The following is a 25,180-nucleotide window of genomic DNA, read 5'->3' on the forward strand; positions in this document are numbered from 1 at the left end:
ATGGTCTGTCATTTCGAGCGGTAGCGAGAAATCTATACACCTGCATTCGCGCCACGCTAAGCTTGTATATAGATCTCTCCCGTTGGTCGGGATGACATTTTTTTCATTAGGGTATTGTCTTATTAACCAAAATTATTCATTTCTGTTCATCCAGGCTAATACGGCTTTAATTTCACCATAAGAAAAATCGGCACCAAGTATCTCTTTAAGCGGCGCCAGCCGCTCGGCACCGTAGCTTTCAATAGCATCCTGTATTGCCGGTATCTTATCCGCTGTAGTTATATCCCTTACGTCCAGCTCCCCTGTACCCACAAAGTAGCTTAAATGGCTTTCTATTGTCGACACCGTCAGGCCTCGCCCAGTGGCTATTTCATTAATACTTTTGCCCTGGCGATATAAAGACAGGCTATCAGCACGAGTGTCGCCGCTTTTTGGTGCTGAAGGCTTTTCGGCGCGGGGTTTGCGTTCGCGTTTTCTGCTTTTCAGGTTCATCTTAGAGCTTAAACCCCGCACCGCGGTATAAGCGCCTATCGGCAGTAAAAACTCACGACCATAACGCGCCAGCTTCACCTCGCCAAAGCCGGATATTAGTCTTAGCTCGTCTAAGTTTTGCGGCAAATAAGTGGCCATTTCCACCAGTGTAGCATCCGACAGGATCAAATACGGCGGAACGTTTTCCAGCACCGCAATGTCACGGCGCGTGGCCTTGAGTGTTTCGAGTAGCTCGTTTTCAAACGGCAGATCTTCAGTAGCCCTTGTTTCGATAGTTTGTGTGGCAATAAGTTCTACTTTTTCACCGCCTTTCAGCACCGCCTGGCTTTTGTCGGTAAGCTGCAATACCGGGTACTCGCTGCCCGAAAATTGCAGATAACCTAAAGCCGCCAACTCGCGGATGTAGCGCTGCCAGTCGGCCTTGCTGACATCCTGGCCAACGCCGTAGGTCTTTAATTCTTTATGTTCCTGTCTGATCTTTTCATTTTTCGATCCGCGTAAAAAATCAATCACATAACCCGCACCGAATCGCTCTTTTAAACGAAATACTGCCGACAAGGCTTTTTGAGCGATCAGCGTTCCGTCAAACTTAGTGATCTCACTCAAACAGACATCGCATGAACCGCAATGGTCGGGCGCTGCCTCGTCAAAATAATTGAGTAAATACTTGCGGCGGCAGGTGGGCAACTGGCAGTATTTAGCCATGTCATCGAGCTTACTCAGCATGATTTGCGTTTGCTTCGGGTCGCCGTCTACAGCTACAAAGCCTTTCAATTTAAGCACATCGCCGGGCGAATAAAACAAAAGCGCTGAAGACGCCAGCCCGTCGCGCCCTGCCCGGCCGGTTTCCTGGTAATAGCCCTCGATATTTTTAGGCAGGTCCATGTGCACCACATAGCGTACGTTGGATTTATTGATGCCCATACCAAAAGCAATTGTCGCTACTATGATTTTTAGCTCGTCGCGCAGAAAAGCTTCCTGGTTCCTGGCTTTGATGTTGTTATCCAAACCGGCGTGGTAGGCATCGGCGGCATAACCGCGGGCGCGCAGATTTTCGGCCAGCGCCTCGGTCGACTTACGTGACAGGCAATAAATTATACCTGACTCGTCCCGGCGTTCATTCAAAAAATCCAGCAACTGGTCAAAGCTTTCGCGCTTTGGGTTGACGCGGTAGGTGATGTTGGCGCGATTAAAGGATGAGATGAATATAGCGGGGTTTTTCAAGTCCAGCTTGTCAAGGATGTCTTTTCTGGTTTGTTTGTCGGCGGTAGCAGTCAGGGCTATGACGGGGATGTTGGGGAAATGATCTTTTAACCCGGCCAGCATCAGATATTCCGGGCGAAAATCATGACCCCAGTGCGAGATACAATGCGCCTCGTCAATAGCAATCTGGGCAACAGCCACAGGCAGTGATCGCAGAAAATCAACCAGTTTATTACCCGAACCAAACAGCCGTTCAGGTGCCAGGTAAAGCAATTTGATGTGATTTCTGTTTAGTTGCGCGATGATCTCATTTTGCTCGCCTGCGCTTTGCGACGAGTTTAAAAACGCGGCCGGTATACCCGCCAGGTTCAGGGCATCCACCTGGTCTTTCATCAGCGCAATAAGCGGCGAAATGACAATGGTTAATCCTTCGAGCATTACGGCGGGCAACTGGTAGCACAAAGATTTACCGCCGCCGGTGGGCATTAGCGCCAAAACATCCTTGCCGCTCAAAAGCATATTAATAATAGCTTCCTGCTCATGCCGGAACTCACTGTATCCAAAATATTTTTGCAGGGCTTGTGCCAGGGTCATGGTAATGTACAGACGTTGTTGATATGCAATATGCAGACATGCAAATATGCGATGTGAAGATAGGGATTTGACAGGCAGATGTGCAAATATGCGAATGACGGATTTGCTTGTAGGGACGTAATGCATCGGGTCTCCGGCAAGTGTTTCACTTCCAATTTCGAAAAAAGTACAAAAAATAGCCTAATACTCTGTATGTCAATATTTTAACTGCGCTTACCTAAACCTTTTGTACTGTTTCAAAGTGTTTCACTCTGTTTTTGTAATACGCTTATTTACAGGCGTTTATTGGCTAAAAGTGTTTCAACTGTTTCAAAGTGTTTCACTATTTTGTGAAACACCCAAGCCTTACAATCAGCGGTAAAATTGATATTGAGGTGCCTTAAGATAGCGTAATAACGATAATGATAAATTTATTATCTTCACTTTTGCATGTCGAAAAAATTATTGCTTTTGTTGGCAGGCTGGATTTTGGCCGCGTCGGCCCTTGCCCAGAAAATCCAGTCGCCCTCTGAATTTTTGGGGTATGAGCTGGGTACGCAGTTTACTTACCACTATCGTATCCTTGAGTATTTCAAATATATCGGCGCAAACTCCAGACAGGTCAAGCTTGTAACCTATGGCTCTACCAATGAGGGCCGCCCGCTCATAGTAATGTTTATAGCTTCCGACCAAAACATTGGCCGCCTGGAAGACATCCGCAAAAACAACCTGGCCCTGGCCGGCATGCCGCCCGATAGCTCATTTACCAATAACCGGCAACCAGCGCCAGCGGGCAACACTGCAAACGCCCCAGCCATTGTCTGGCTAAGCTATAATGTACATGGCAATGAACCTGCATCAAGCGAAGCGGCCATGCAAACGCTATATGACCTGGTAGATCCTGGAAATACGCAAACCAAAGCCTGGCTCAAAAACACCGTTGTGGCTATCGATCCATGCCTGAATCCCGATGGGCGAGAACGCTATATCAACTTCTATAATTCAGTAAAGGGAATTGAGCCAAATCCTGATCCCGGTTCTCGCGAACATTCAGAGAGCTGGCCAGGCGGACGGGTAAACCACTACTATTTCGACCTGAACCGCGACTGGGCTTGGCAAACGCAAAAAGAAAGCCGCGCACGGGTGGGCTATTTCAATAGTTGGCTGCCCCAGGTGCACGTGGATTTCCATGAGCAGGGTTATGACTCGCCTTATTATTTTGCCCCGGCTGCCGAGCCCTTCCATAAAGATGTTACAGCCTGGCAAAAGGAGTTCCAGACCATTATCGGCAAAAACAACGCTAAATATTTTGACAAGAACGGATGGTTATATTTTACTAAAGAAGAGTTTGATCTGCTGTATCCCTCGTACGGTGATACGTATCCTATTTACAATGGCTCCATTGGAATGACCTATGAGCAGGGCGGTATAGGCGGGGGCCTGGCTATCACTACTTATAACGGCGATGTCCTGACCTTAAAAGACCGGATAGCACATCATCACGCTACCGCGTTGAGTACCATTGAAACGGTATCGGCTAATGCCAGCCGGGCGGTCGACGAGTTTAAAAAATATTACGATAAAAGCCGCAGCAACCCAACCAGCGAGTACAAAGCCTATGTCATCAAAAATGATAATCAGGATAAATTAGCCGCTTTGGCCGACTTACTTAGACGCAACGGCATTCAGGCGCAGTATGGCATCGTAGCACATGCCAAGGGCTACAATTATATTAGTAAAAAGAACGAGTATTTTGATGTTGAGCCAACAGACCTGGTTATCAGTGCCTATCAACCAAAATCTGTATTAATGCATGTGCTCATGGAGCCAAAGACCTTCCTGGCCGATTCAAACACTTATGACATCACTGCATGGGCGCTTCCCTACGCTTATGGGTTAAAAACCTATGGTGTAAAAGAGCAGATCAGGGCAGATCAAAAAAGTTCCATTAATGATGTAGTATTATCCCAGCCGCCAATGCAATCTGCGATGTTTGCGCATCCGTATGCGTATGTATCATCGTGGCAGTCTGTTAATGATGTTCGGTATCTGGCTTCATTGGTAAAAAAAGGTATCAAAGTGCGGTATGCCGAAACGCCATTCCAGGCAGGCGGCAAGCAATTTGGCGCCGGGTCACTGATTATTACCCGCGCCGGCAATAACTCCGGTAATTTCGATGCGGATGTAAGGCGGGCCGCTTCTGATGCTGATCGCCAATTGACACCGCTCAGCACCGGCTTTGTTGACAAGGGCGTTGATTTGGGCTCGGGTTCTGTTCATTATTTGAAACCACCAAAAGTAATGCTGGTGAGCGGCGAGGGTACATCATCAGCTAACGTGGGCGAGATATGGCAGTTTTTTGAGCAGCAAATTAATTACCCGGTTACGTTGGTTAACTACAAGGATACGGACGACGTAAAGCTGAACGACTTTGATGTGATCGTCTTTCCGGATGGCAACTATGATGATTTCCCATCAGAAAAACTCAAGGGCTGGATCAACAACGGAGGCAAGCTCATTGCTCTTGGTAACGCAGCAGCACAGTTGGCGGGCAAAAAAGGGTTTGATATCCAAAAAAAAGATGTCGACTCAGCAAAAGTAAAATCGAGCGGAAAACCATATGCCGACCGTAGTCGCTCTGCTATAGAAAGTACAGTGCCGGGTGCTATCTATAAAATAGATCTGGACAATACGCACCCGCTGGGATTTGGTTATCCTGACTATTACTATACGTTAAAGGTTAACGATGATGTTTATAAACTGATGGACGATGGGGACTGGAACGTAGGCACTGTCAGAAAAGATGGTTACGTAGCTGGTTTTGTAGGCGAAAAGAGCCTGAATAAAATTAAGGATGGCCTGCTGCTTGGCGTGCAGCCTATGGGCCGGGGCTGCGTAGTTTATATGGTTGATGATCCACTCTTTCGCAGCTTTTGGGAAAACGGAAAGCTCTTGTTTGCCAATGCCGTATTTATGGTGACGCCTTAGCTTCTTGAACAAAAACCAATTCCGACAAAAAGCACGGCTGGGAACTGGCATGGCTTTTATTAATCGTCCTGAATCAATGAGCGCGATGGTTAATTGCCTCCTGCGCGATTGTTCTCGTCTTCGGCACCGGTGCGGTGTTCGCGTTGTTTTATCTTGGTGTTGCCGAAGTTGTAGGTTGCTGTTAATTTGAATATGCGGCTATCCCCTTTTTGGCGGATAGTAAAATTATTACCTAGTTCATAACTATCAATATCATTACGGAATATGTTGAATACATCATCTACCCCAAACTTGATGTTAAGCTTTTTGTCCATAAACGACTGACTAACCGCAGCACTTATGTTTTTGCGCGCGTGCATCTGATAAATACCATAATTCATTGCCGAACGGTAATCGAACATAACCTCGCCCTTAAATGTGCCAAATAATAGGGTTTGCGTAGTTTTAAAAATAAAACCTGCGCGGCCGTTATCAATATTGCCGCCATTTATATTGTTGGATTGAAACCCGCTATAAAAACCGTTGAAATTGGCATTGCCCGTCCACCATTTGGCAATGGTATAGGGCGTATAAATATTGAGGTTATAATTATTCTGCGTAGCCAGGTTCAGGTTGGTTTGAAAACTTTTGTTGCCTTGCGTTAAAATAATTTCAACTATGACATCGGTGGTATGGCTGTAACCCAAGCTCACATTAATGGTTTTATCATATACATAACCTAATTCAAAATTATTAGTATACTGTGGTTTCAAAAACGCATTACCCTGGTTAAATGTATATGGATCAAGGTAATATACAAATGGGTTTAATTCGCCATAATTAGGCCTGTCAATGCGGCGACTATATGAAAAATTCAACTCATTCTTTTTATCCAGGGTTTGATTGATAAACAAGCTGGGGAAAAAGTTTAGGTAACTTCTGTCAACCGGGGTGCTGCCAATGAGGTTACCGTTTGATTGGGTGTACTCGGCGCGTACGCCTAATTGTACCGACCCGCCTTTGTATTCTTTGTTCAGATTTAAATATCCAGCGCTTATCTTTTCAGTATACACAAACCGGTTTGAACGGGTGGTATCGTTTATATAGGCAGTGCCATTATATTTTTCGGCACGCAGATCGTTATCGGTTTTTACACCCGAAAATTTGACGCCGGTTTCTAATTTTATAGTCTTGGTCAACGGTTTGGTATAATCTGCCTTTGCCGAGTGAATCTCTATGTCAGACGGAGTCTCGTTACGCAACAACTCGGGGGTGTGCTGTAAGGAGCCGTCAGATAAAAAATAATAGGTGGTGTAGTTTGCTTTGCTGTTATTCTTAAATTTTGAATAGTCAAGATCAACGTTTAGCGTTTGGCCCAGCGTGTCCAACTTGAAGCGATCATTAAGGTTTACCGCAAAGTTGGTGAATGTCTGACGAATTTCGGAGTTGGTATTTAAAGCCGAATCGACACTGTATATTGATGACCCGATTTTGGTCTGATTATAATTAAGATCACGTTCGTTGTTGCTGTTGCCGCTAACTACTATACCAACAGTGTTTTGGCTGCTGATATCCAGATCGGCGCCTAACCTAAAATTATTATAATGGTAAACCTGGGGCATAGTGGTATGCTGCATAAAATAATTGGTGTCGCCATTAGTAGTTATTTTGCGGTTTATATCCATTGTACGACTATAAGGGATATCCCCATGACTAAGCGAACCAAAGAGGTTCAAATTGCCTTGTTTATGGTTGATGTTAAGATTTTGGCTTTCTCTTACACTGCTACCACGGGCTATAACTGCGGTAAGGCTTCCATTGGTACCGTTCTGTTTGTTCTTTTTTAATTTGATATTGATAATACCCGAATTTCCCGCTGCATCGTACTTAGCCGATGGGTTTGAAATAATTTCAATAGATTGGATAGTGCTTCCATCGGTGGACCGTAGCAAGGTGGCTAACTGCTGTGCGGAAAGATATGTTAATTTATCATTGATCATCACCGTAACACCCTGTTTCCCTTTAAGGCTGATGTTGTCATCTTTATCAACCGTAACACCCGGCGCGCGCTGCAGAATTTCAAGGGCTGTATTACCTGTTGCCAAAATGCTGTTTTCGACGTTCATAACCATACGGTCTGTTTTCTGCTCTATTAACGGTTTGGTAGCCGTTACGGTAACTGCGGTTAGCACTTTTACATTGTTACTTATTTTCAATTCCGGCACTATTACAGGTCCTTTATTTTCTTGGACTACAAAGGGCGGTGAAACCATTTTTGCATAACCTAAATTAGTGGCTTTAATAATGTAGTTGCCTGGTTTGATGTTATTAAAAACAAAAACACCTGCATCATTGGTCAAAGTGCCTTTTACCACGGTTGAGTCTGTTGATCTTAATAAACTAATAGTAGCGTAGTCGACGGCAGTTCCCCGCTCATTAATTAACTTGCCCGTAACCTTGTTGGTTGTCTGTGTGGCTTGCGCAGATACACGTGGGAAACCGGCTATCAATAGCAACAGGGTATAATATATGTTGGTGACTATTTTCATTGTGGTGATTCAATTTTTTGGGCAACACAATTCCCTAAAAGATCTTCGCTCTTTTTTAAGTAAATAGGTAATTAAGTTTTCGTATTAGTTCCGGGTTTGCCGGTTGTTTGTCATAGCAATAGTTTCAGGGCTGTGGCAGATGTTTAGTAGTAAGATGCAGGAAACTGTGAATAGGTTACAGATTATTTTAATTTTTTTAGAGCGGGAATAAACGCCTGAATAATATCGGCATAAAAAAAGAGTGGCGCAGCGGTGGTAGCTGCCGTTTTGAAAACGGGGACTTGTGGTGTTTTTTGAGGGGGAAATAAACTAAAATAAAAGGCAAGTACAAGCCCGCCGCAAAACGGCAGGCTCATACACCTTAAATAAATAGCAAACGCCTTCACTATTTTTTCTTTATTGTTCTAGCAGTATCTATTGTTGGCACCGCGCCTAACGCTTTAGTGGGTGGAGCGGTTACTAATGTGTCAACTTTGCAGGTTAATCCATTAGGCGTCATTATAAAAGAAGCATCTGGTGCATCGGGTTTTTTATTTATATCCCGGCATTGATACAGGTCTATCCCATCCCGTAAAAAATCGTTTAAGGCGTTGTCAATTACAACTACTGCATTAACGGGTACTTTTAAAGTCAACGTGATCTCTTGATCGCGCCATGGGCTCCGTTCCTGGCGTTGCAGGTAACGGTCCAGCATTAGTACGGTATCTTTTTGCGAAAAAATATATTTTGTATGACGTGCGTTCAACAGGGCATCTTCATAATCGCGGCCTTTCGCACGATACGTTTCGATCAGAACCGGTCGTGGTACGTCACTTTTTTCAATATAAAGAGACATATTGTTTTCCCTGAAGTTTTCATAGGTGTTATCATTAGTGATAACCATGTCTTTGAAATTCGATTTTATATCCAGGCGTATACTATCGTCGTGTGTAAAGTACTTAACATCATTTAGTTTTAGATAGTATGTGTTGTTAGATGATTGTGTCAAATCAACAGTTTGATTAAAGCTGGCCGAATCGCGGAAATTGGAGGCAACTTTAGTTCCGTAATAGATTGATACCCCTACGGCAAATAGCCAGGCCACAAATATTACAGAGCCAACGTTCTTGTCAATACCCCGGGTATTAAAAATCGATTTCAATGTCAGCAAGAAGATAAATAGCAATGGTATAAAAGCTACAAAAAAGCCTGCTATATATAAACGGTTGGCATATTCATAGCTCATTATACTAAAAGGGAACAAATGTGAGCCGGGGTTGACCCAAATAGTTAATGTAGCCAGACCCACTATCAACGTAATGGCTCCTGCAATGCAGGCAAGCAATATCGCAACGCCTATTATTTTTATTAATATATGTCCGGCGCCTCTGAAAAATATGCCTAAGTGGTAAATAAATTCGCTTACAAAATCTCTGAATTTATAAACCAATGGTTTGGCTTCGCCCTGCAGACTACTAAGGTGATTACGTACCGCGCTCAGCTCTTCTTCAAAACTATTTTTAAAGCCCTGTAAATTGAGTTTTTCTCCTTTCATGGCCATGCGGTCGGCCCGGGTAACTGCTTTAGGTATAACTATCCATAGTATGATATACAAAATTATGCCGGTGCCAAAAAAAGCAACGAATAACACAAAGATTAAGCGTAACCAAATAGTTTGTATGCCAAAATAATTGGCTAGGCCTGCGCAAACCCCACCCAATAAATGGTCGTCAGGGTCGCGAAACAAGGTGCGGGCACCGCTATTGTTATAGGTATAATTGTTTTGACCAGGGCTGTCTTCGCCATTTTCGGCATTTTCAAAATCCTGCACCGAGCCCATTTGTTCAACTATCGCTCTTACGTCCTGTTCCACAATAACCTGGCGCTCCTCTGTTGCAAGTATTTCCGAAAACATTTCGGCAATGCGGTTTTCAATATCTGTAGTGATCTCATGGCTATCTGCCGAGTTCATAAAATGACGTTTTACATCCGTCATGTAATTTTTAAGGATCTCGTAGGCATCTTCTTCTATATGAAAGACGGTGCCATTTATATTTATGATGATTGTTTTGTTCATGATGTGATTTTTTAGGGAGTCGAAATTATTTCTTTTTTCCGGTTGCGGTTTGTACTGCAAACGCAAGCTCTTGCCAGGTTTTATCTAACTGTTCCAGCATTTTACGGCCGTCGTCAGACAAGGCGTAATATTTGCGTGGCGGGCCTGATGTTGATTCAACCCAGTTATAGGTGAGTAACCCGTTGTTTTTTAAACGGGTTAATAATGGATATAAAGTGCCCTCAACCACAAGCAGTTGTGCCTTTTTTAGCTCGGCAATTATATCTGAAGCGTAGGTTTCATCGCGTGAGATGATAGAAAGTATACAGTATTCAAGTATACCCTTGCGCATTTGTGTCTGTGTGTTTTCTGCTATCATATCACAAAGATATATGTAAAAAACTGTATTATGCAATACATAGTACTAAAAAAGTTAAAAAAATAGAATATGACAAAAAATATTTTTAAAAATCCCGGCTTTTTTATTGAAATAATTTGCGTTTTCAATACCCTTACACTACTTTTATAAATAATTAACTATTAACTGATCTTATTATTAACAAACATGAAAAAACTTCTACTTGTAAGTTTGTGCTTGTTGGTGTTCTGCGTAACACAGGTATTTGCACAAAACCGTACTATTACTGGTACGGTTACTGGCCAGGACGACGGCCAACCCATTCCGGGAGTTACAGTAAAAATCAAAGGATCCAATGTTGGAGTTCCTACCGACGTGAACGGTAAATACTCAATCAATGCGCCGGCGGGCTCAACATTGATGTTCTCTTTTATTTCTTATCTGACACAAGAGGTTTCTGTAGGGGACAGAAGCGTTATTAACGTTTCTTTAGCGCCCGATAACAAGCAATTAAATGAAGTGCTTGTTGTAGGTTACGGCCAAACTACCCGGCAAGCCTATGTAGGATCTGCAAAAGCGGTAAGCGGCGAGGAATTGAATAAAAAACGCGTAGATAACATCACCCAGGCTTTAGCTGGTGAAGTTGCAGGTGTACGTGTGGTTAATACCAGCGGCCAGCCAGGTACTGTAGCTACAGTGCGTATACGTGGTTTTGGTTCTGTTAACGGTAACCGCGATCCGCTGTATGTGGTTGACGGGGTTCCTTATACCGGAAGCTTGAACGCTATTAATCCTAATGATGTGGAATCAACTACTGTGTTGAAAGATGCTACAGCCACTGCAATTTACGGTTCTCGTGGATCAGCCGGTGTAATTGTGATTACCACAAAAAGCGGTAAAAACAAAAAACCTTATGTAGAGGCCAATGTCAACTTTGGTACCAATAAGAACCTGATTCCCCGTTATGATGTGATCACTTCTCCAGAGCAGTATGTGGGCTTATCGTGGGAGGGTTTATATAATGAAGGCGTTGCCAAAGGAAATGCTAATCCAACAAACTATGCTAACACCAGACTTTTCAGCTCAGCAGGTTTGCCCTCACATTTCAATATTTGGAATTTGACAGGCCCAAATCTTGTTGACCCTGCGACAAGGACCGTAAAATCTGATGCTGTACGTAAATACACTCCAGAAAAGTGGGCTGATTACGCTTTCCAATCGGCTTCTCGTACTGAAACCAATGTAAGTTTAGGTGGCGGTACTGAGACATCAGGCTATTACATGTCTTTAGGCTATGAGAATAGTAAAGGTTACTCTATCGCTTCAGATTTTCAACGTTTAACCGGCCGCTTAAATTTAAACAGCCAGATCAAACCTTGGTTAGAAGCCAAAATGACTTCAAACTTTGCCCACTCTAAACAAAATATAGGGGGCCAAACCGAAGACTCAGGCAGTATATTTTGGTTTGTTGATAATCTTCCGCCAATCTATGGCTTGTTTCTGAGAGATGCATCGGGTAACTTCGTTCCTGATCCTATTTTTGGCGGCAACCAGTATGATTATGGAGCTAACGGCAGAAAGTTTGGTTCATTAACCAACTCTATAGCTGATACCAAATACAATACCAACAGAAACGATCGTAATGAATTTAATGGTACTGCATCATTAAACGCTACCATTATTCCTGGCTTGACTTTCGAAAATACTTTTGGTTTGCAATATTATGATTTGCTGAACACGCAATTAACCAATAAGTATTATGGTTCTTCTGCCTCACAAAACGGATCTATTTATCTTCACCGAAATAATCTTACCAATTGGGACCTGTTAAACCTGGTTCGTTACAAAAAGCAATTTGGCGAGCATAACATTGAAGCCTTTGTTGCTCATGAGGCAACTAAATGGTCTCATGGCGATCAAGAGGATTTTAAATACAACTTAATATTAAATAATTCGGAATCGCTAAATAACGCGGTAGTAAGTACTCCTGCTACTTCATACACAGAAGGGTATGCTATTGAGAGTTATTTTGGCCAGATAAACTATGACTATCAGGACAAGTACTTCTTGTTAGGTAGTATAAGAAGAGACGGAAGCTCAAGGTTCCTGAACAATAAATGGGGTACTTTTGGTTCTATCGGTGCGGGTTGGTTAATTTCGTCTGAAGAGTTCATGAAGGATCAAACCATATTTAGCTCGTTAAAATTGAAAGCAAGCTATGGTACCGTTGGTGATCAGGCAGGGGTTGGTTATTACTCAGGATATAACCTTTCAACAATTAGTAATGCCAATGACAACAGATCAATTGGCGTACCCGATAAGGGAAATCCTAACCTTACCTGGGAGTCTTCAAAAATATTACAAGCAGGTGTTGAATTTGACTTGGGCCGTTATTTAACCGGTAGTTTAGAATACTACGTTAAAAACACAAGCAATTTGATTTTTGATCAAAAGAAACCGCTTTCAAATGGCTATACACAAATAACCGTTAATGACGGTGGTTTGAGAAACCAGGGTTTAGAGTTTGATTTGGTTGGCCATTTGGTTAGAAATAAAGATTTCCGTTTAGATTTGGGTGTTAATGGCGAAATGCTGAAAAATAGAATTACCAGCATGCCGATTGATCCTACCACCGGTAAACAGATACCTATACAAACCAATAGCTATTATGGCTGGTCGGCAGGACACTCTATATATGATTTCTACATGAGAAAGTCTACAGGTGTTAATCCTGCTGATGGTAGGCAAAGCTGGGATGCTTATTATGTGGATCTGGATGGTGACGGAGTAGCAAAAAGTGGTGCCATTGAATCAAATACCGGCGAATATATTACCAATCTGGTAGCGTATTTAGCCGCTCACCCTGATCAAAAAGCTAATATTAAAGAAACCACTACTACAACTTATACTAACGCGGCGTTACAATATGTTGGTAAGTCATTTGTTCCAACAGTACGTGGTGCGGTAAACTTGAATGCCGGTTACAAAGGCTTTGATTTGAGCGTACAGTTCTTATATAGCGTGGGTGGTTATTCTTATGATGCAGCTTACAATACTTTAATGGGCAATGACCTTGTAGGTGATAATAACTGGTCTACCGACATCTTGAAAAGATGGCAAAAACCTGGTGATAAAACTGACGTGCCAAGAATATCTGACGATTATGATGTTCTATCAACCGGAGCTTCATCCCGCTTTATCACAAAAGCTAGTTATATTCAGTTAAATAACGTGCGTTTGTCTTACACATTCTCTAAAGCTATGACTGCTAAATGGGGTGTAGGTAGCCTGGGTGTATTTGTTTCGGGCGATAATTTATATATGCATAGCGCACGTAAAGGATTTAACCCGGGTAACGCAGAAGATGGCCTGAGCAGTATTTATAACTACTCGCCGTTATCAACTTTGTCAGCCGGTTTAAACGTAAGGTTTTAATTTGTAAAGAGATTTAAACAATGAAAAATTTAAAAATATATGTTAGTGCATTTGCTTTATTAGCTTTTGCAAGTAGCTGTAAAAAATCTTTCCTGGATGAACAGCCGAGTGAGAAAGTGTCGACTGAACAGGAACAGGAAGAGGTGAAAAAAGATCCTAAGCTTTTGGATGCCCGCGTTTCTGGTTTGTACACCACGATGTACGAAGATTTTACCGGGGATTTTACTAATGGTACCACTCAAAATCATGATGACTTTGGTCAGAAGGGTTATGATATCTATTCAGATATGCTTTCTGCCGATTTGTTGCTTGGTGCAACCAACTATGGCTGGTATACCAATCTGGAAAGATATCAATCTACAAAAAATAGCGCCTCGTCTACTGATTATCAGCCTTATCGTTATTATTATAAAATAATATATGCTGCGAATACGGTTATTGACGTATTAGGTGGTAATAACGCGACGTTGGCTAACGACGATGTAAAACATTACATGGGTCAGGCAAAAGCTATGCGTGCTTACGCTTATTTTTATTTAGCCAATCTTTATTCGCCTAAAGGTTATGGTACCGGTGCTGAAAAAATATTGCCAATATTAACAAGCACCAATCAGGCCGAAGTACCAATGAGTACATCAGCTCAGGTATACACCCAGATTATTAGTGACCTTGATCAGGCGAACAGTTTGTTAGCTGATTTTACTCGTCCTGATAAGAATCATATTGATTCGTATGTAGCTAAAGGGCTTTTAGCTTATGCCTTAGCCGCCAGAGGTACAAATGCGGACTTGACTCGTGTTATCAGTTTGACAGACTCTGTTTTGGCTAAATATCCGTTAACTACTCCAAGTGAGGTTGTTGCTAATCTTGATGGTAGTGGCCATCTTACAAATCCTCAGTCTGGCTTTAACAATATAGCAACCCCAAGTTGGATATGGGGGGCTGATATTACTCTATCAAGCAATCTTGATCTTGTTTCGTGGTGGGGCCAAATGGACATCTTTACCTATAGCTATGCATGGGCAGGCGACCCTAAATTTATTGATGATAGTTTGTATAAATCTATCCGCCCTACCGATATCAGAAAAAAACAGTTTGATGATAATCCGGATTATGGCGGTTTATTGCCGACTGGCAAATTCTTTAACGAAAACCGTGAAGAAGGCGGCCAGCGTAACATAACCGACGACTACATTTATATGCGTGCAGACGAAATGGTGCTGTTAAATGCAGAAGCCAAAGTGCGTTTAGGAGATGACGGCGGTGCAAGAACAGAAATTAAGTTATTGTTGGCACAAAGATTTCCGTCAGCCCTGGATTACGCTTATATTGATTTGCTAACCGGCAATGATCTTAAAGAGGAGATTTACCTGCAAACTCGCATCGAATTGTGGGGTGAAGGCAAAACGTACTTAGCTATGAAACGTAATAAGCATTCTGTGACTAAAGGCAGTAATCACCTGTTTTTAGTAGGAGAGACCTTTCAATATGATGCTCCTGAGTTAACTTTTGTTACTCCATCAGGTGAGTTCTTATACAACCCAAATCTTACTAAATAATTTTAAGACATAATGTAAGAAAGTAAGAAAGGGTGCCTGTCAAACAGGCACCCTTTCTTCGTTTAAAGACTAATATGTCTTATAAGTAATTCAGATCAATCTTTTCTGCGCTTACTTCCAGGTGAATTTTCCTGCCCAATATAAGCGCCCGGTTATCTGGGATATGTCCCGCTGGAAAATCAAAACAAACGGGGTAGGTGTAATCTTTAACTACATGCATTACAATCTCAGTTATGGTTTGGCCAAATGGAACGTCATTGTCCTTGATATCCGTAAACCCGCCTACAATCAACCCCGCCAGGTTTTTCAATTTGCCGGCGCGGTCTAACGTTCTGATCATGCGGTCAACCGCGTATAGATATTCGCCCACGTCTTCAATAAAAAGGATCTTGCTATCGTAATTAAAGTCAGATACTGAGCCTAATGAGGCAATGAGCAGGCTCAAATTGCCCCCGATAAGTATACCCTCAGCTGCGCCCGGTTTATATTGACCGTGCGGTTTATAATGATAATAAACCTCAGAGCCCAACAATGCGCTTTTAAGCGATTGCAGCGATTTTGAAGAGGCATCGGGAATATTTACCGGCATTTGTCCATGAATGGTTTGCAAGCCATAATTGGCATATAAATGGGCATGCAATAAAGTTATATCGCTAAAGCCAATTATCCATTTGGGGTTTGTTTTTAAGCGCTCAAAATTAACCTTGTCAATCATCCTGATGGTTCCGTAACCGCCGCGTGCAGCTATAATGGCCTTAATGTCGTCATTGTCAATAAAGTGCTGCATGTCTGAGGCGCGCAGATCATCATCGCCGGCAAACTGGTAGTAGCTTGCATCTACAGTGTCGCCTAAAACGACTTCCAATCCCCACGATTCAAGCAAGGCAATAGCGTCCGTCATTGGTTTCGGGAGCTTTTTTGCGGGGCAGGTTATGGCAATTTTATCGCCCTTTTTAAGGTGGGGAGGCGCTATACTCATATAAAATTCCGAATCACTTAGTTTAATCGCTTGCTTTGGTTTATCCGGCATCTTGTTGCCAAACTTCCTCAATAAAATAATTTATCTTTGCAAACTATAAAAATACAGCTAAATAATTGGAACCAAAAGACTATAAAAGATATACTATTACCGCCGCGCTGCCTTATGCCAATGGCCCTAAGCACCTGGGGCACTTAGCAGGCGCCTATATACCTGCCGATCTGTACGTGCGCTATCTGCGACTAAAAAAACGTGATGTCGTTTTTGTTTGTGGTAGCGATGAGCACGGTACCGCAATAGCCAATCAGGCTATGAAGGAACATACAACGCCCCGTGCCATCATCGACAAATATCACGAGATCAATAAAAGCTCATTCGCACAAATGGGCATATCCTTCGATATTTACCACCGCACCAGCGCGCCGCTGCATCATGAAACGGCACAAGAGTTTTTTACTAACCTAAACGACAAACACATTTTTGTTGAGAAGGAAGAAGAGCAATATTATGATGAACAGGCCAGCGCTTTCCTGGCCGACCGTTATATTATAGGCACTTGCCCTAATTGCGGAAATGAGAATGCTTACGGCGATCAGTGTGAAAAGTGCGGCACTTCTCTGAGCCCCGCTGAGCTGATTAATCCGCGCTCAACACTGAGCGGAAACAAGCCTGTATTAAAGCCTACCAAACACTGGTATTTGCCTTTAGACAAATATGAAGATTGGTTAAAGGAGTGGATATTAAAAGATCATGCCAAAGACTGGCGCGCTACCGTTTATGGACAGTGCAAAAGCTGGATTGACGGTGGTTTGCATGCCCGTGCGGTAACCCGCGACCTGGACTGGGGTATTAAGGTGCCGGTACAGGGTGCTGACGGGAAAGTATTATATGTTTGGTTTGATGCGCCTATAGGATATATATCGGCCACTAAACAATGGGCTGCCGATCATGGCAAAAATTGGGAGTTGTACTGGAAAGATCAGGGTACTAAATTGGTCCACTTTATTGGTAAGGATAACATTGTTTTTCATTGTATTGTATTCCCGGTGATGCTGAAGGTGCACGGTGACTATATATTACCTGAAAATGTGCCGGCCAACGAGTTCATGAATTTGGAAGGCGACAAAATGAGCACCAGCCGCGGTTGGAGTGTCGAGATGCATGAGTACCTGGAGGATCTGCCTGACAAAGTTGACGAGCTGCGTTACTACCTGACCGCCATAGCCCCAGAAACAAGCGACAGCGAGTTTACCTGGAAAGACTACCGCGACCGTGTAAATAATGAGCTGGTAGCTATACTGGGAAACTTTGTCAACCGGGTGATGATATTAATGCACAAGTTTTACAATGGTAAAATAGAAGCGTTGACAGACACGGTTAACTTCACTGACCCGAATTTAAGCAATGAGGTAGCTAAGTTTTATAATGATATGGAGGCCAGTTTCGAGGCCTACAAATTCAGACAAGCACAGCAAACTATGATGGAAATTGCCCGTCTGGGAAACCGTTATCTGACAGAGAAAGAACCGTGGAAAAGCATCAAGACCAACCCGGATGACGCGAAGGATGCCCTGCATAACTGCCTGGTGCTGATTGGCCATTTGGCTACTTGCCTGCAACCGTTTTTACCGGGCACCGCAAAAAAGATATTCCGGATGTTGAACTGGCCTAAGGATGTGGTTGCTTTTGACGAAAAAATAGTATTTGCCAAGGGCCACCAATTGAACCCGGCTGCGTTACTGTTTGAAAAAATAGAAGAAGAGCTGATTGAAAAACAAGTACAAAAATTGATAGACAAAAAGACAGCTATTGAAAGCCCTGCCAAAAGCGAAGATCAACCTGTAACACCGGCAAAGGAAAATATTAATTTCGATCAGTTTGCAGCTATGGATATTCGTATAGGCACTATACTTGCTGCCGAGAAAGTAGCAAAAACCAAAAAGCTATTAAAACTGACTATCGATACCGGTATTGACCAGCGTACGGTAGTGTCAGGCATTGCCGAACATTTTGAGCCTGAAGGCATCATCGGCCAGCAGGTGAGCATACTGGTGAACCTGGAACCGCGCGAGATCAAGGGCATTCTGTCGCAAGGCATGATTCTGATGGCCGAAAACGCGGAGGGGAAACTAACCTTTGCTGCTCCGCTGAATTGGATGCCAAATGGTTCGACTTTACGATAGATCGAAATCTTTAATAAAGCCATAATCTGCGCTTAAAAAGCGCATCGGTTTTTTATATATATTTGCCATGCTTATTAAGAGCTTGGCCCCGTAGTTCAACGGATAGAATAGAAGTTTCCTAAACTCTAGATATGAGTTCTGCTTTGCGGTGATAGTTAACCATTTAAGTGTTTTAAACTTGCTTTTGCGCCATCAGATGCGCCAAATGTCATGTTTACCACACCTAAGGTTTGTATTCCTAAGAACACTAACGATCGTGTTTATATTGCTTATTATTTTGACGGTAAACGTCAACGAGAATATAACGCCAATCGTTTAAACCTAAACATCAATCCCAATCAGTTTAATAGTATTGACGATAGAGATAGGCTGTTAATTCGGTTGCAATTTGAATTCACCAAAGCACTTAATAAAGGATGGAATCCCTTTGCTAAAGAGAACGAAAAACCAAGTTTAAAGTTCGCTCTTGACACCATATTGGAGGAGAAACAGAACTCAAACCTATGCGATGGCTATAAGCGTAATTTGAAAACCATTCATCGTATGTTCTGCGATTTCCTAACGGTCAAAGAATTAAATAGTAAAGCGGATGAGTTAGAACTTCAAAGGGTTGAAGTATTCCTTAATCGATTTCAAACAAGCGAACGGAATTATATAAATCGCAGACGTCAGCTTGGTACCCTTTTCAACGAAATGGTTAGAAAGGATTACGCTGATAAGAATGCAGTCAAGCACACAAAACCAGCAAGAGCCAAAGCAACATTGCATGCGCCATATTCAGATGCACAACTTAAGAATGCTTTAGATTATCTAAAAGAGCATAATCCTAAATTGCATTTGTGCTGCATCTTAACTTATGGTTGCTTATTACGACCTCATCAAGAAATTAGATTACTTAAGCGCAAGCATATTGTAAAAGACTTTACAGAGATTCACCTTTCGGGTAGTGAGAATAAAAGCAAGCGTATAAGGACGGCTTATATCCCAGGTTACATTAAAGAATTACTTAAGGAACGTTTGCAAACTGTAACTGATATGGATGTGAATATTTTTACTTTAACAAACCAACCTTATAATATAACCTACTTCAATCTTATGTGGTTAAAGGCAAGTAAGAAAATGAGGAAAGCCGGTATTATTGAACCTAAGCAAACTATATATTCTTTTAGACATACTGCAGCTATCAATGTCTACAAGAAAACTAAGGATTTGCATGTATTGCAACAATTGCTACAGCATTCTAATATGATAGTTACGCTTAACTATTTACGCGGACTTGGGGAATTAAATGATGAAAGGTTGAGGGAGGTGTTGCCGGAACTTTAATTTTTAATGTGGTTATTTACAATTAATTCTCTACGAATTTGTTATAAGGCTGTTATGAACTCTATATATAATCTGAGTTAATATCTGTAGATTTATTTATAATCACCTAAACACAATATATGTATTACTTATTTCAACAACGAGATGAAATTAGCAGTGTTCTGTTTTATGAAAGCTGTGAAACGGAACAACAATTGGATGACTTAATGGCTACGGCAGGTTTTCCAGTAATGTTTATTTATGATGATATAACTAAAGGAATTAGAATCATCAATGATTACTATGATTTACAGCAATGTCATCAAATTATTAATAGCCTTGTCAGGTAATCAATAGGATTATTTAATAATGATATTTAGTATTTATCTATTACCCGCAGAGGTTTGGGGTACTGTGTCCGATTGGTTTATGGTTGCTGTAACATCTGTAACAGCGTTTTACCTTTATAAAACGTTAAGATCGCAACAAGAGGTACAAAAGACACAAAATGAGTTGTTTACAATTGAAAATATTCGGTTTAAGGAAAGTATTAAACCGATATTGAAGTATACTGGAACTACACAAATGATGCACCCGGGGGATGAAACCAAGAAAATATTAACTGTTGAGGTATCGAATGAGACGAGTAGTAATGCGTTAAATATTTCAAAAATAGTATCTGAAAAAGACCAAATATTCATTCCTATGGGATTTTCAGATACTCGAACTCATTTGGTTAAGGGTGATGCTCCGTTACTATTCCATTTTTTAATTGACCCTAAAGGAGGTGGATTTGTTAGCTTTTCTTTGAGTTATCAAGATATTGCAGGAACTAAGTATAAACAAGGTGTATTTTGTATCTGTGATGAAATTGGAATAGAGTTGCATCCTTATTTGCCAAAAGTATTAGACTAAATTAGATAGCATAATCTGATTGGACTAACTCAGCCCACAACTATAATCCATAGTATTTGTTTAATATTTCAGTTAAAACACCACCAGCGGTAGCAAGGCCTATCTCCCATGTTCCTTCAATCGATTTATTAACCATAGTGGTAAGCCAACCTTTTACTTTGGGGCCAAAGCCTTGGTTTACAGGCTCTTCATTTACGATAATTGTTGAGATTTCTTCAATATCTTCATTGGTAACTTTATTAACAAGAAGACTTTCTTTCAAAGCGTCCAAATTCCTTTCAAAGTTGTTATGAATAGTAAATTGATTGTTATCACCCGTGTTGATTACATTACTGTGACCCGTAGAGTGGATATTAATTTGCGTTCCGATACCACCCTGATGGCGATTTGCTCTTTTTAATTCTCCTTCAAACCCGCCGTTTTCAAGAAATAGTTCTGCAGACGATTCTAATAGAATCGACATTGGTAAAAGATTTTCTTCTGTATCACCCATTCTAATAATAAATCCGCGTTCTTTAAGAACGTTGATAAGGGCATTTGCTTTACGCTCTGATGGTTCAATTAAAAGTACCTCGTCTGAGTCCAAGTATTCCTGATCATTGAACGCCTTTAATATTAAGTCAAGTTTTTGTGATTGAGTTTCGTTTAGGCTCTGCATAATGTAAGGATTGAGTAAAATTAGTGCTAAATATTTGAGAGACTAGCTAGAAGTGTTATTGCTTAGAAAATAATTGAATCAGGCCGACTACTAAAGAGCCAATAGAACCAATAGATCCACCATAACTAAACATTTTATCTATTACAGACGGTGAAGGTTTAATGCCATTTGTCATTTCGTTAAGCAGTTCTTGGAAAACTTCAATAGCATTGTCTCTGCTATCTATCGGGATATTCGGGTTTGTTTTAAGAACCGTTATAATTTCATTAACCTTTTCCGTAATTTGTTTAGTATTAGAAGATGTCGTAATTGAAATTATATTTTCGTTACCTGTGTTTATAATGTTCCCCTCGCCAGACGAGTGAATATTGATATTATAGGTGTTTATTGGCGCAAAATGCTCGGTTGATTCACTGGGGTTTTCAATAGCTTCTTCAACCTCTTTAATTCCCCAATGTGTAATCTTTATAGAACCACCTAATGCATAAGGTTCAATTAAACCTTCATTAATCAAGTAGTCTACAATATTGCGAGTTAACATATAGTCAAACCCGAGTTCATTGCCAACTTCGGTCATGTCAAAGGCCGCATTTGTCCCACCACCCGATTCTTCATATATTTTTTGGAGGTATAGAAAGCGGTTTTTCTTTATTTCAATTAAATTCATGATTGTGCTGGTTGAAGTTGTAATGCAATTATATATTAAATATTTCCGTCATCCAAACCAATCGTATTATAAGACAAGTCGACCCAATGGAAATCAGCTATTAACTAATTCCCATTTGGTTATTATCACCTGTGTTTAATATATTACCATCACCAGATGAATTGATATTATATATATTCCCTAAATATTGATTGACGGTAGTATTAATTTGCTGCTTTGTATCGTCATCTGCTGTAAGCGGATTTAGAGAGGGATAATCTTTTTCGACTTCAAGCAACAACTCCATAAGTTTAGTTTTTATTATAGTGATAACGCCAATGATTTCAGATATGAGAACTAATTGACGGCAACTTCTAACTGAGAACCTGCATCCATTTTTCTGTGCCTGATCTGTAAGAAATCTACACATATCTACTGCAAATTCTTTTCCTATATATTGATTTGATGTTTTTGTCAACGCTACTAAACCAGCAATACTTTCATTAAAAGGCTTCTTCATAAGCATTTGTTGAAACTCTTTATCAAAGCACGTCATTGGTAAAGAGCTTTCCGGGGTAATATTGTTATTCCCATGCCCCAGAACTGCAAGTACTGATGTTTTACAATAGCGATAGTTCGGAAGTGGTTCCCCACCAGAATATCCATTTAACTCATTCGAAGCCCATTTCGCTAATTCATCATTCCCTATTCTTCGGGCGAAAGCTAAAGTTTTTAAAAGCGGTTTAGTTACATCATCTTCGCTTGACAAAGAGTCAATTATATCTGATACCATATTCAAAGATAAGTGGTTTGATAATATAAAAATCATTTAATATCAGCATCATTTTGTCTGGCTTGTACGTTGCAGCTATCGGCTGTAAGCGACTTTAAAGTAGCCTTAATTATGCTTACAGTCGATAGGTGGAACGCTCCAAAGGGGTTTGGGGATTTGGAAGATAGCCCCAATTAGCCAGCTCACCAATAGCGAATGGAGCTAAAGGTCTATGCAGGGAAAGCCGAAAGGCGACTGCATAGTATGTTTAACACAAACGAAGTGCAGCCTTCAGCGACCAAGCGGTGAGCTAAAATTATAATGAGCGATTGGCTTTAATAGTATTGAATGTTGCAAGCATTCACCTGGTTGATTAAACCAAGTGATGCGCAGCATAAATGAAAGTTATTAAAGCCAAAGAAAGCGAATATGTAGCAACGACTTTGCTTAATTCAAAGCGGGTGACAAATCGCGATAGCGGTGTAGTTTAATATGTCGATAGACTTATTAAATGGCGCAACATTTGGCGACAGCTTTGAAAGTATTGGAGTAGCGGAATACCCTTTTTCCCGCTTCACTGTTTTTATTTAATAATATCTTGAATCACGTGGTAGAGTTAAGTCGTTATCATTGTTGATTTCAATAATTTCAAAATCGACAGGAGTATCATCTTGTATATAGATTTCTGTTTTAAAATATATAACTGTTTCGTCACTTATTATTTCAAAGGTTGTATCATAGTAATTCCCAACTTTATCTTCACTATCGTACCAAAATGTGTTTTCATCATCTATTTCTACTTCGACTTTGTAAGTAATATTTGCTTTAGATTCAATCACTATACTTTCCTTACCTATGCTGATAAATTGAAAGTGATTAGAAATATTTACTTTACAAGACTGAATTTCAAAATTGTGGACATCCAGTTCAAAATGAGTATAATATAGAATATCGTTATCTAATTGATTTCGCAACCATTTCACCAATTGATCTTCTAAATCTTGCTCATTTTCGGTGTAATATGATGCCGCTAACTGAATAAATTCTTTATTCTTTTCCTCCTTAATGAATGAATCAATAAAGTGCTCTAAGCTTGAAGAATCTGCTATATAATCACTGGTGTAGTTGAGTAAATCTTTGTCCGTTGATATTAAAGAACATTTTTGATTATTAACTCTACACCATTCTTCAATTGTTAGTATAGCAAATGCATCTGGAAATTCATGTTTTTTCGCTCCCCCACTAAACGGGAATAGATTAGCAAAGTATTTGTCAAACACTTCACCAATATTTATAACCGGATAATCCAAAATTTCAATTTTAGAAACATCTACATGCCTATCAAGCAGGTCTTTAAATTCTTTGTTAGCAGCTTCTAATTCGATATTATTAACAAAATCGCGATAACTGGCAAAATTACGTAATATCCGACTTTCGTTTCTGAACTTTTTGGCTTTAGTCTCAACCTCATCCAGGTTTTTACTTGCCCTGCTCAACAATTCGTTATAGGTGATAATCGGCATCAAAATTTTTACTTTCTTTTCCTTACCCCACTTTAAAAGCTGTCTTATCCTATCCCCCTCAAAGAAGTTGTTGCCTTCAAATATTGATGTATCAATAAATATGATTCTTGACATAATGATTTTATATTTTCAATAATCTTACAGTTATTTAATATTTAATTTTCAATAATTGGAGAATTATAATATGGGTCGTGGAACACATGCGAAATAGTAGAAAATTTAGTCTTGGTACCGAAAGTGCCATCGGTAACCGATTTATAAATGAAGAAAACGTATCCAGCAAGAATGTGTAAGAATTCTTTGCAATCATTTACTCCTGTGAAAATGTACTCTTCATCCTCGACTACTTTAATTTTGAAATAATTATTGAAGCAGTCAGGGATTTCATCTTTTAAGTAGTTGTTTAGTTTCATGCGATAGTGAGTTATACTATGACGGGTTTCACTAAACATATCTAACCATTCTTTAAAGTTTAAATTATAAATATTATTGACTTCGTAAGCTTGGAAAATGGTGTTATTTGTCCTAAGGATGTCTATTAAATGGCGGTTGTTTACTCTGTCTTTAACTCGTTTTAGAGCCTTTCGTATGTTTTGAAAATCCATTTGTGGATTGAAATCATTAGGCAACTGCAAGTTGGTATTCAACCTGATATAATCCGCTACTTGATTATAAAGATATGTCTCTAGAATCTCGTAACTCTGTGCCACTTGGAATAAACATTCTCTGCTTAAAATGAGCCCGATCTCGTCTGAAAAATTTAATCGATTGAGTGTATATGTATCTGTGGGCATAAAAAGATTATCAGTTCCTATGTCAAGCGTAATATCTCGAAAGGCAAAACCCACAGTGTGAAGTTCGTTGCCAATAGTTTGATCGACTTCAATATTGATTTTTGAGCGGTCCACTAAACTATTTAACACAGTTAATCTTGCATCTATTAGTCTGAGCTCTGTTATTGCTGCTTTAAAACTGACATCAAATTGTGTTCCCATTGTTATATGCTAATTTTAAATGTTAAATATTAT

The 25,180-nt window shown here is 40.6% G+C and carries 18 protein-coding genes; 7 read left to right on the forward strand and 11 right to left on the reverse strand.

The window, feature by feature from the left end; all coding sequences use genetic code 11:
- Window positions 1–132: 132 nt before the first annotated feature.
- Window positions 133–2,289, reverse strand: a complete 2,157-nt coding sequence (gene recQ / locus ABD772_RS13270; RefSeq protein WP_345105226.1) for a DNA helicase RecQ — start codon at window positions 2,287–2,289, stop codon at window positions 133–135.
- Window positions 2,290–2,718: 429 nt separating this feature from the next.
- Between recQ and ABD772_RS13275 the strand changes: the two genes are divergently transcribed.
- Entirely contained in the window at window positions 2,719–5,256 is a 2,538-nt protein-coding gene (locus tag ABD772_RS13275) for a M14 family metallopeptidase (RefSeq protein ID WP_345105228.1), read from the forward strand.
- An 89-nt stretch (window positions 5,257–5,345) separates the two neighbouring features.
- On the opposite strand, the gene ABD772_RS13280 is transcribed toward ABD772_RS13275, so the two are convergent.
- The 4 genes from ABD772_RS13280 to ABD772_RS13295 form a co-directional block, all read right to left on the reverse strand.
- Window positions 5,346–7,784 carry a TonB-dependent receptor domain-containing protein gene (locus ABD772_RS13280; RefSeq protein ID WP_345105230.1) on the reverse strand — a complete coding sequence of 813 codons (2,439 nt, stop codon included), beginning with the start codon at window positions 7,782–7,784 and terminating at the stop codon, window positions 5,346–5,348.
- A gap of 182 nt (window positions 7,785–7,966) precedes the next feature.
- Complete coding sequence (locus ABD772_RS13285) at window positions 7,967–8,140, reverse strand: hypothetical protein (protein WP_345105231.1); 174 nt, start codon at window positions 8,138–8,140, stop codon at window positions 7,967–7,969.
- Between the two features lie 29 nt (window positions 8,141–8,169).
- Window positions 8,170–9,840, reverse strand: a complete 1,671-nt coding sequence (locus tag ABD772_RS13290) for a PspC domain-containing protein (RefSeq protein WP_345105233.1) — start codon at window positions 9,838–9,840, stop codon at window positions 8,170–8,172.
- 25 nt (window positions 9,841–9,865) lie between these two features.
- Window positions 9,866–10,198 carry a PadR family transcriptional regulator gene (locus ABD772_RS13295; RefSeq protein ID WP_345105236.1) on the reverse strand — a complete coding sequence of 111 codons (333 nt, stop codon included), beginning with the start codon at window positions 10,196–10,198 and terminating at the stop codon, window positions 9,866–9,868.
- Window positions 10,199–10,384: 186 nt separating this feature from the next.
- Here ABD772_RS13295 and ABD772_RS13300 point away from each other — a divergent pair, with 186 nt between their 5' ends.
- Entirely contained in the window at window positions 10,385–13,612 is a 3,228-nt protein-coding gene (locus ABD772_RS13300; RefSeq protein ID WP_345105239.1) for a SusC/RagA family TonB-linked outer membrane protein, read from the forward strand.
- A gap of 20 nt (window positions 13,613–13,632) precedes the next feature.
- A complete protein-coding gene (locus ABD772_RS13305) occupies window positions 13,633–15,171 on the forward strand; it encodes a RagB/SusD family nutrient uptake outer membrane protein (RefSeq protein WP_345105242.1) in 1,539 nt (512 codons plus the stop codon).
- A 79-nt stretch (window positions 15,172–15,250) separates the two neighbouring features.
- Here ABD772_RS13305 and ABD772_RS13310 read toward each other — a convergent pair whose 3' ends face one another.
- Window positions 15,251–16,201 carry a S66 peptidase family protein gene (locus ABD772_RS13310; protein ID WP_345105244.1) on the reverse strand — a complete coding sequence of 317 codons (951 nt, stop codon included), beginning with the start codon at window positions 16,199–16,201 and terminating at the stop codon, window positions 15,251–15,253.
- A gap of 65 nt (window positions 16,202–16,266) precedes the next feature.
- Between ABD772_RS13310 and metG the strand changes: the two genes are divergently transcribed.
- The 4 genes from metG to ABD772_RS13330 all read left to right on the forward strand — a co-directional run bounded on the left by metG (window position 16,267) and on the right by ABD772_RS13330 (window position 20,553).
- Entirely contained in the window at window positions 16,267–18,333 is a 2,067-nt protein-coding gene (gene metG, locus ABD772_RS13315; RefSeq protein WP_345105246.1) for a methionine--tRNA ligase, read from the forward strand.
- A 210-nt stretch (window positions 18,334–18,543) separates the two neighbouring features.
- Complete coding sequence (locus tag ABD772_RS13320; RefSeq protein WP_345105247.1) at window positions 18,544–19,659, forward strand: tyrosine-type recombinase/integrase; 1,116 nt, start codon at window positions 18,544–18,546, stop codon at window positions 19,657–19,659.
- Between the two features lie 119 nt (window positions 19,660–19,778).
- Window positions 19,779–19,988, forward strand: a complete 210-nt coding sequence (locus ABD772_RS13325) for a hypothetical protein (RefSeq protein ID WP_345105250.1) — start codon at window positions 19,779–19,781, stop codon at window positions 19,986–19,988.
- Window positions 19,989–20,007: 19 nt separating this feature from the next.
- Entirely contained in the window at window positions 20,008–20,553 is a 546-nt protein-coding gene (locus ABD772_RS13330; protein WP_345105253.1) for a hypothetical protein, read from the forward strand.
- A 40-nt stretch (window positions 20,554–20,593) separates the two neighbouring features.
- On the opposite strand, the gene ABD772_RS13335 is transcribed toward ABD772_RS13330, so the two are convergent.
- From ABD772_RS13335 to ABD772_RS13355, 5 genes are all read right to left on the reverse strand, one after another.
- Complete coding sequence (locus ABD772_RS13335) at window positions 20,594–21,211, reverse strand: hypothetical protein (RefSeq protein ID WP_345105256.1); 618 nt, start codon at window positions 21,209–21,211, stop codon at window positions 20,594–20,596.
- Between the two features lie 55 nt (window positions 21,212–21,266).
- Window positions 21,267–21,878: a hypothetical protein gene (locus ABD772_RS13340; RefSeq protein WP_345105259.1), complete on the reverse strand. Its 612-nt coding sequence runs from the start codon at window positions 21,876–21,878 to the stop codon at window positions 21,267–21,269.
- A gap of 100 nt (window positions 21,879–21,978) precedes the next feature.
- Window positions 21,979–22,650, reverse strand: a complete 672-nt coding sequence (locus ABD772_RS13345) for an AbiTii domain-containing protein (RefSeq protein WP_345105262.1) — start codon at window positions 22,648–22,650, stop codon at window positions 21,979–21,981.
- 566 nt (window positions 22,651–23,216) lie between these two features.
- Complete coding sequence (locus tag ABD772_RS13350; protein ID WP_345105265.1) at window positions 23,217–24,266, reverse strand: PIN domain-containing protein; 1,050 nt, start codon at window positions 24,264–24,266, stop codon at window positions 23,217–23,219.
- Between the two features lie 41 nt (window positions 24,267–24,307).
- Entirely contained in the window at window positions 24,308–25,147 is an 840-nt protein-coding gene (locus ABD772_RS13355) for a hypothetical protein (protein ID WP_345105267.1), read from the reverse strand.
- Between the last annotated feature and the right edge of the window lie 33 nt (window positions 25,148–25,180).

It is taken from the genome of Mucilaginibacter panaciglaebae (assembly GCF_039539265.1).
Lineage (GTDB): Bacteria > Bacteroidota > Bacteroidia > Sphingobacteriales > Sphingobacteriaceae > Mucilaginibacter > Mucilaginibacter panaciglaebae.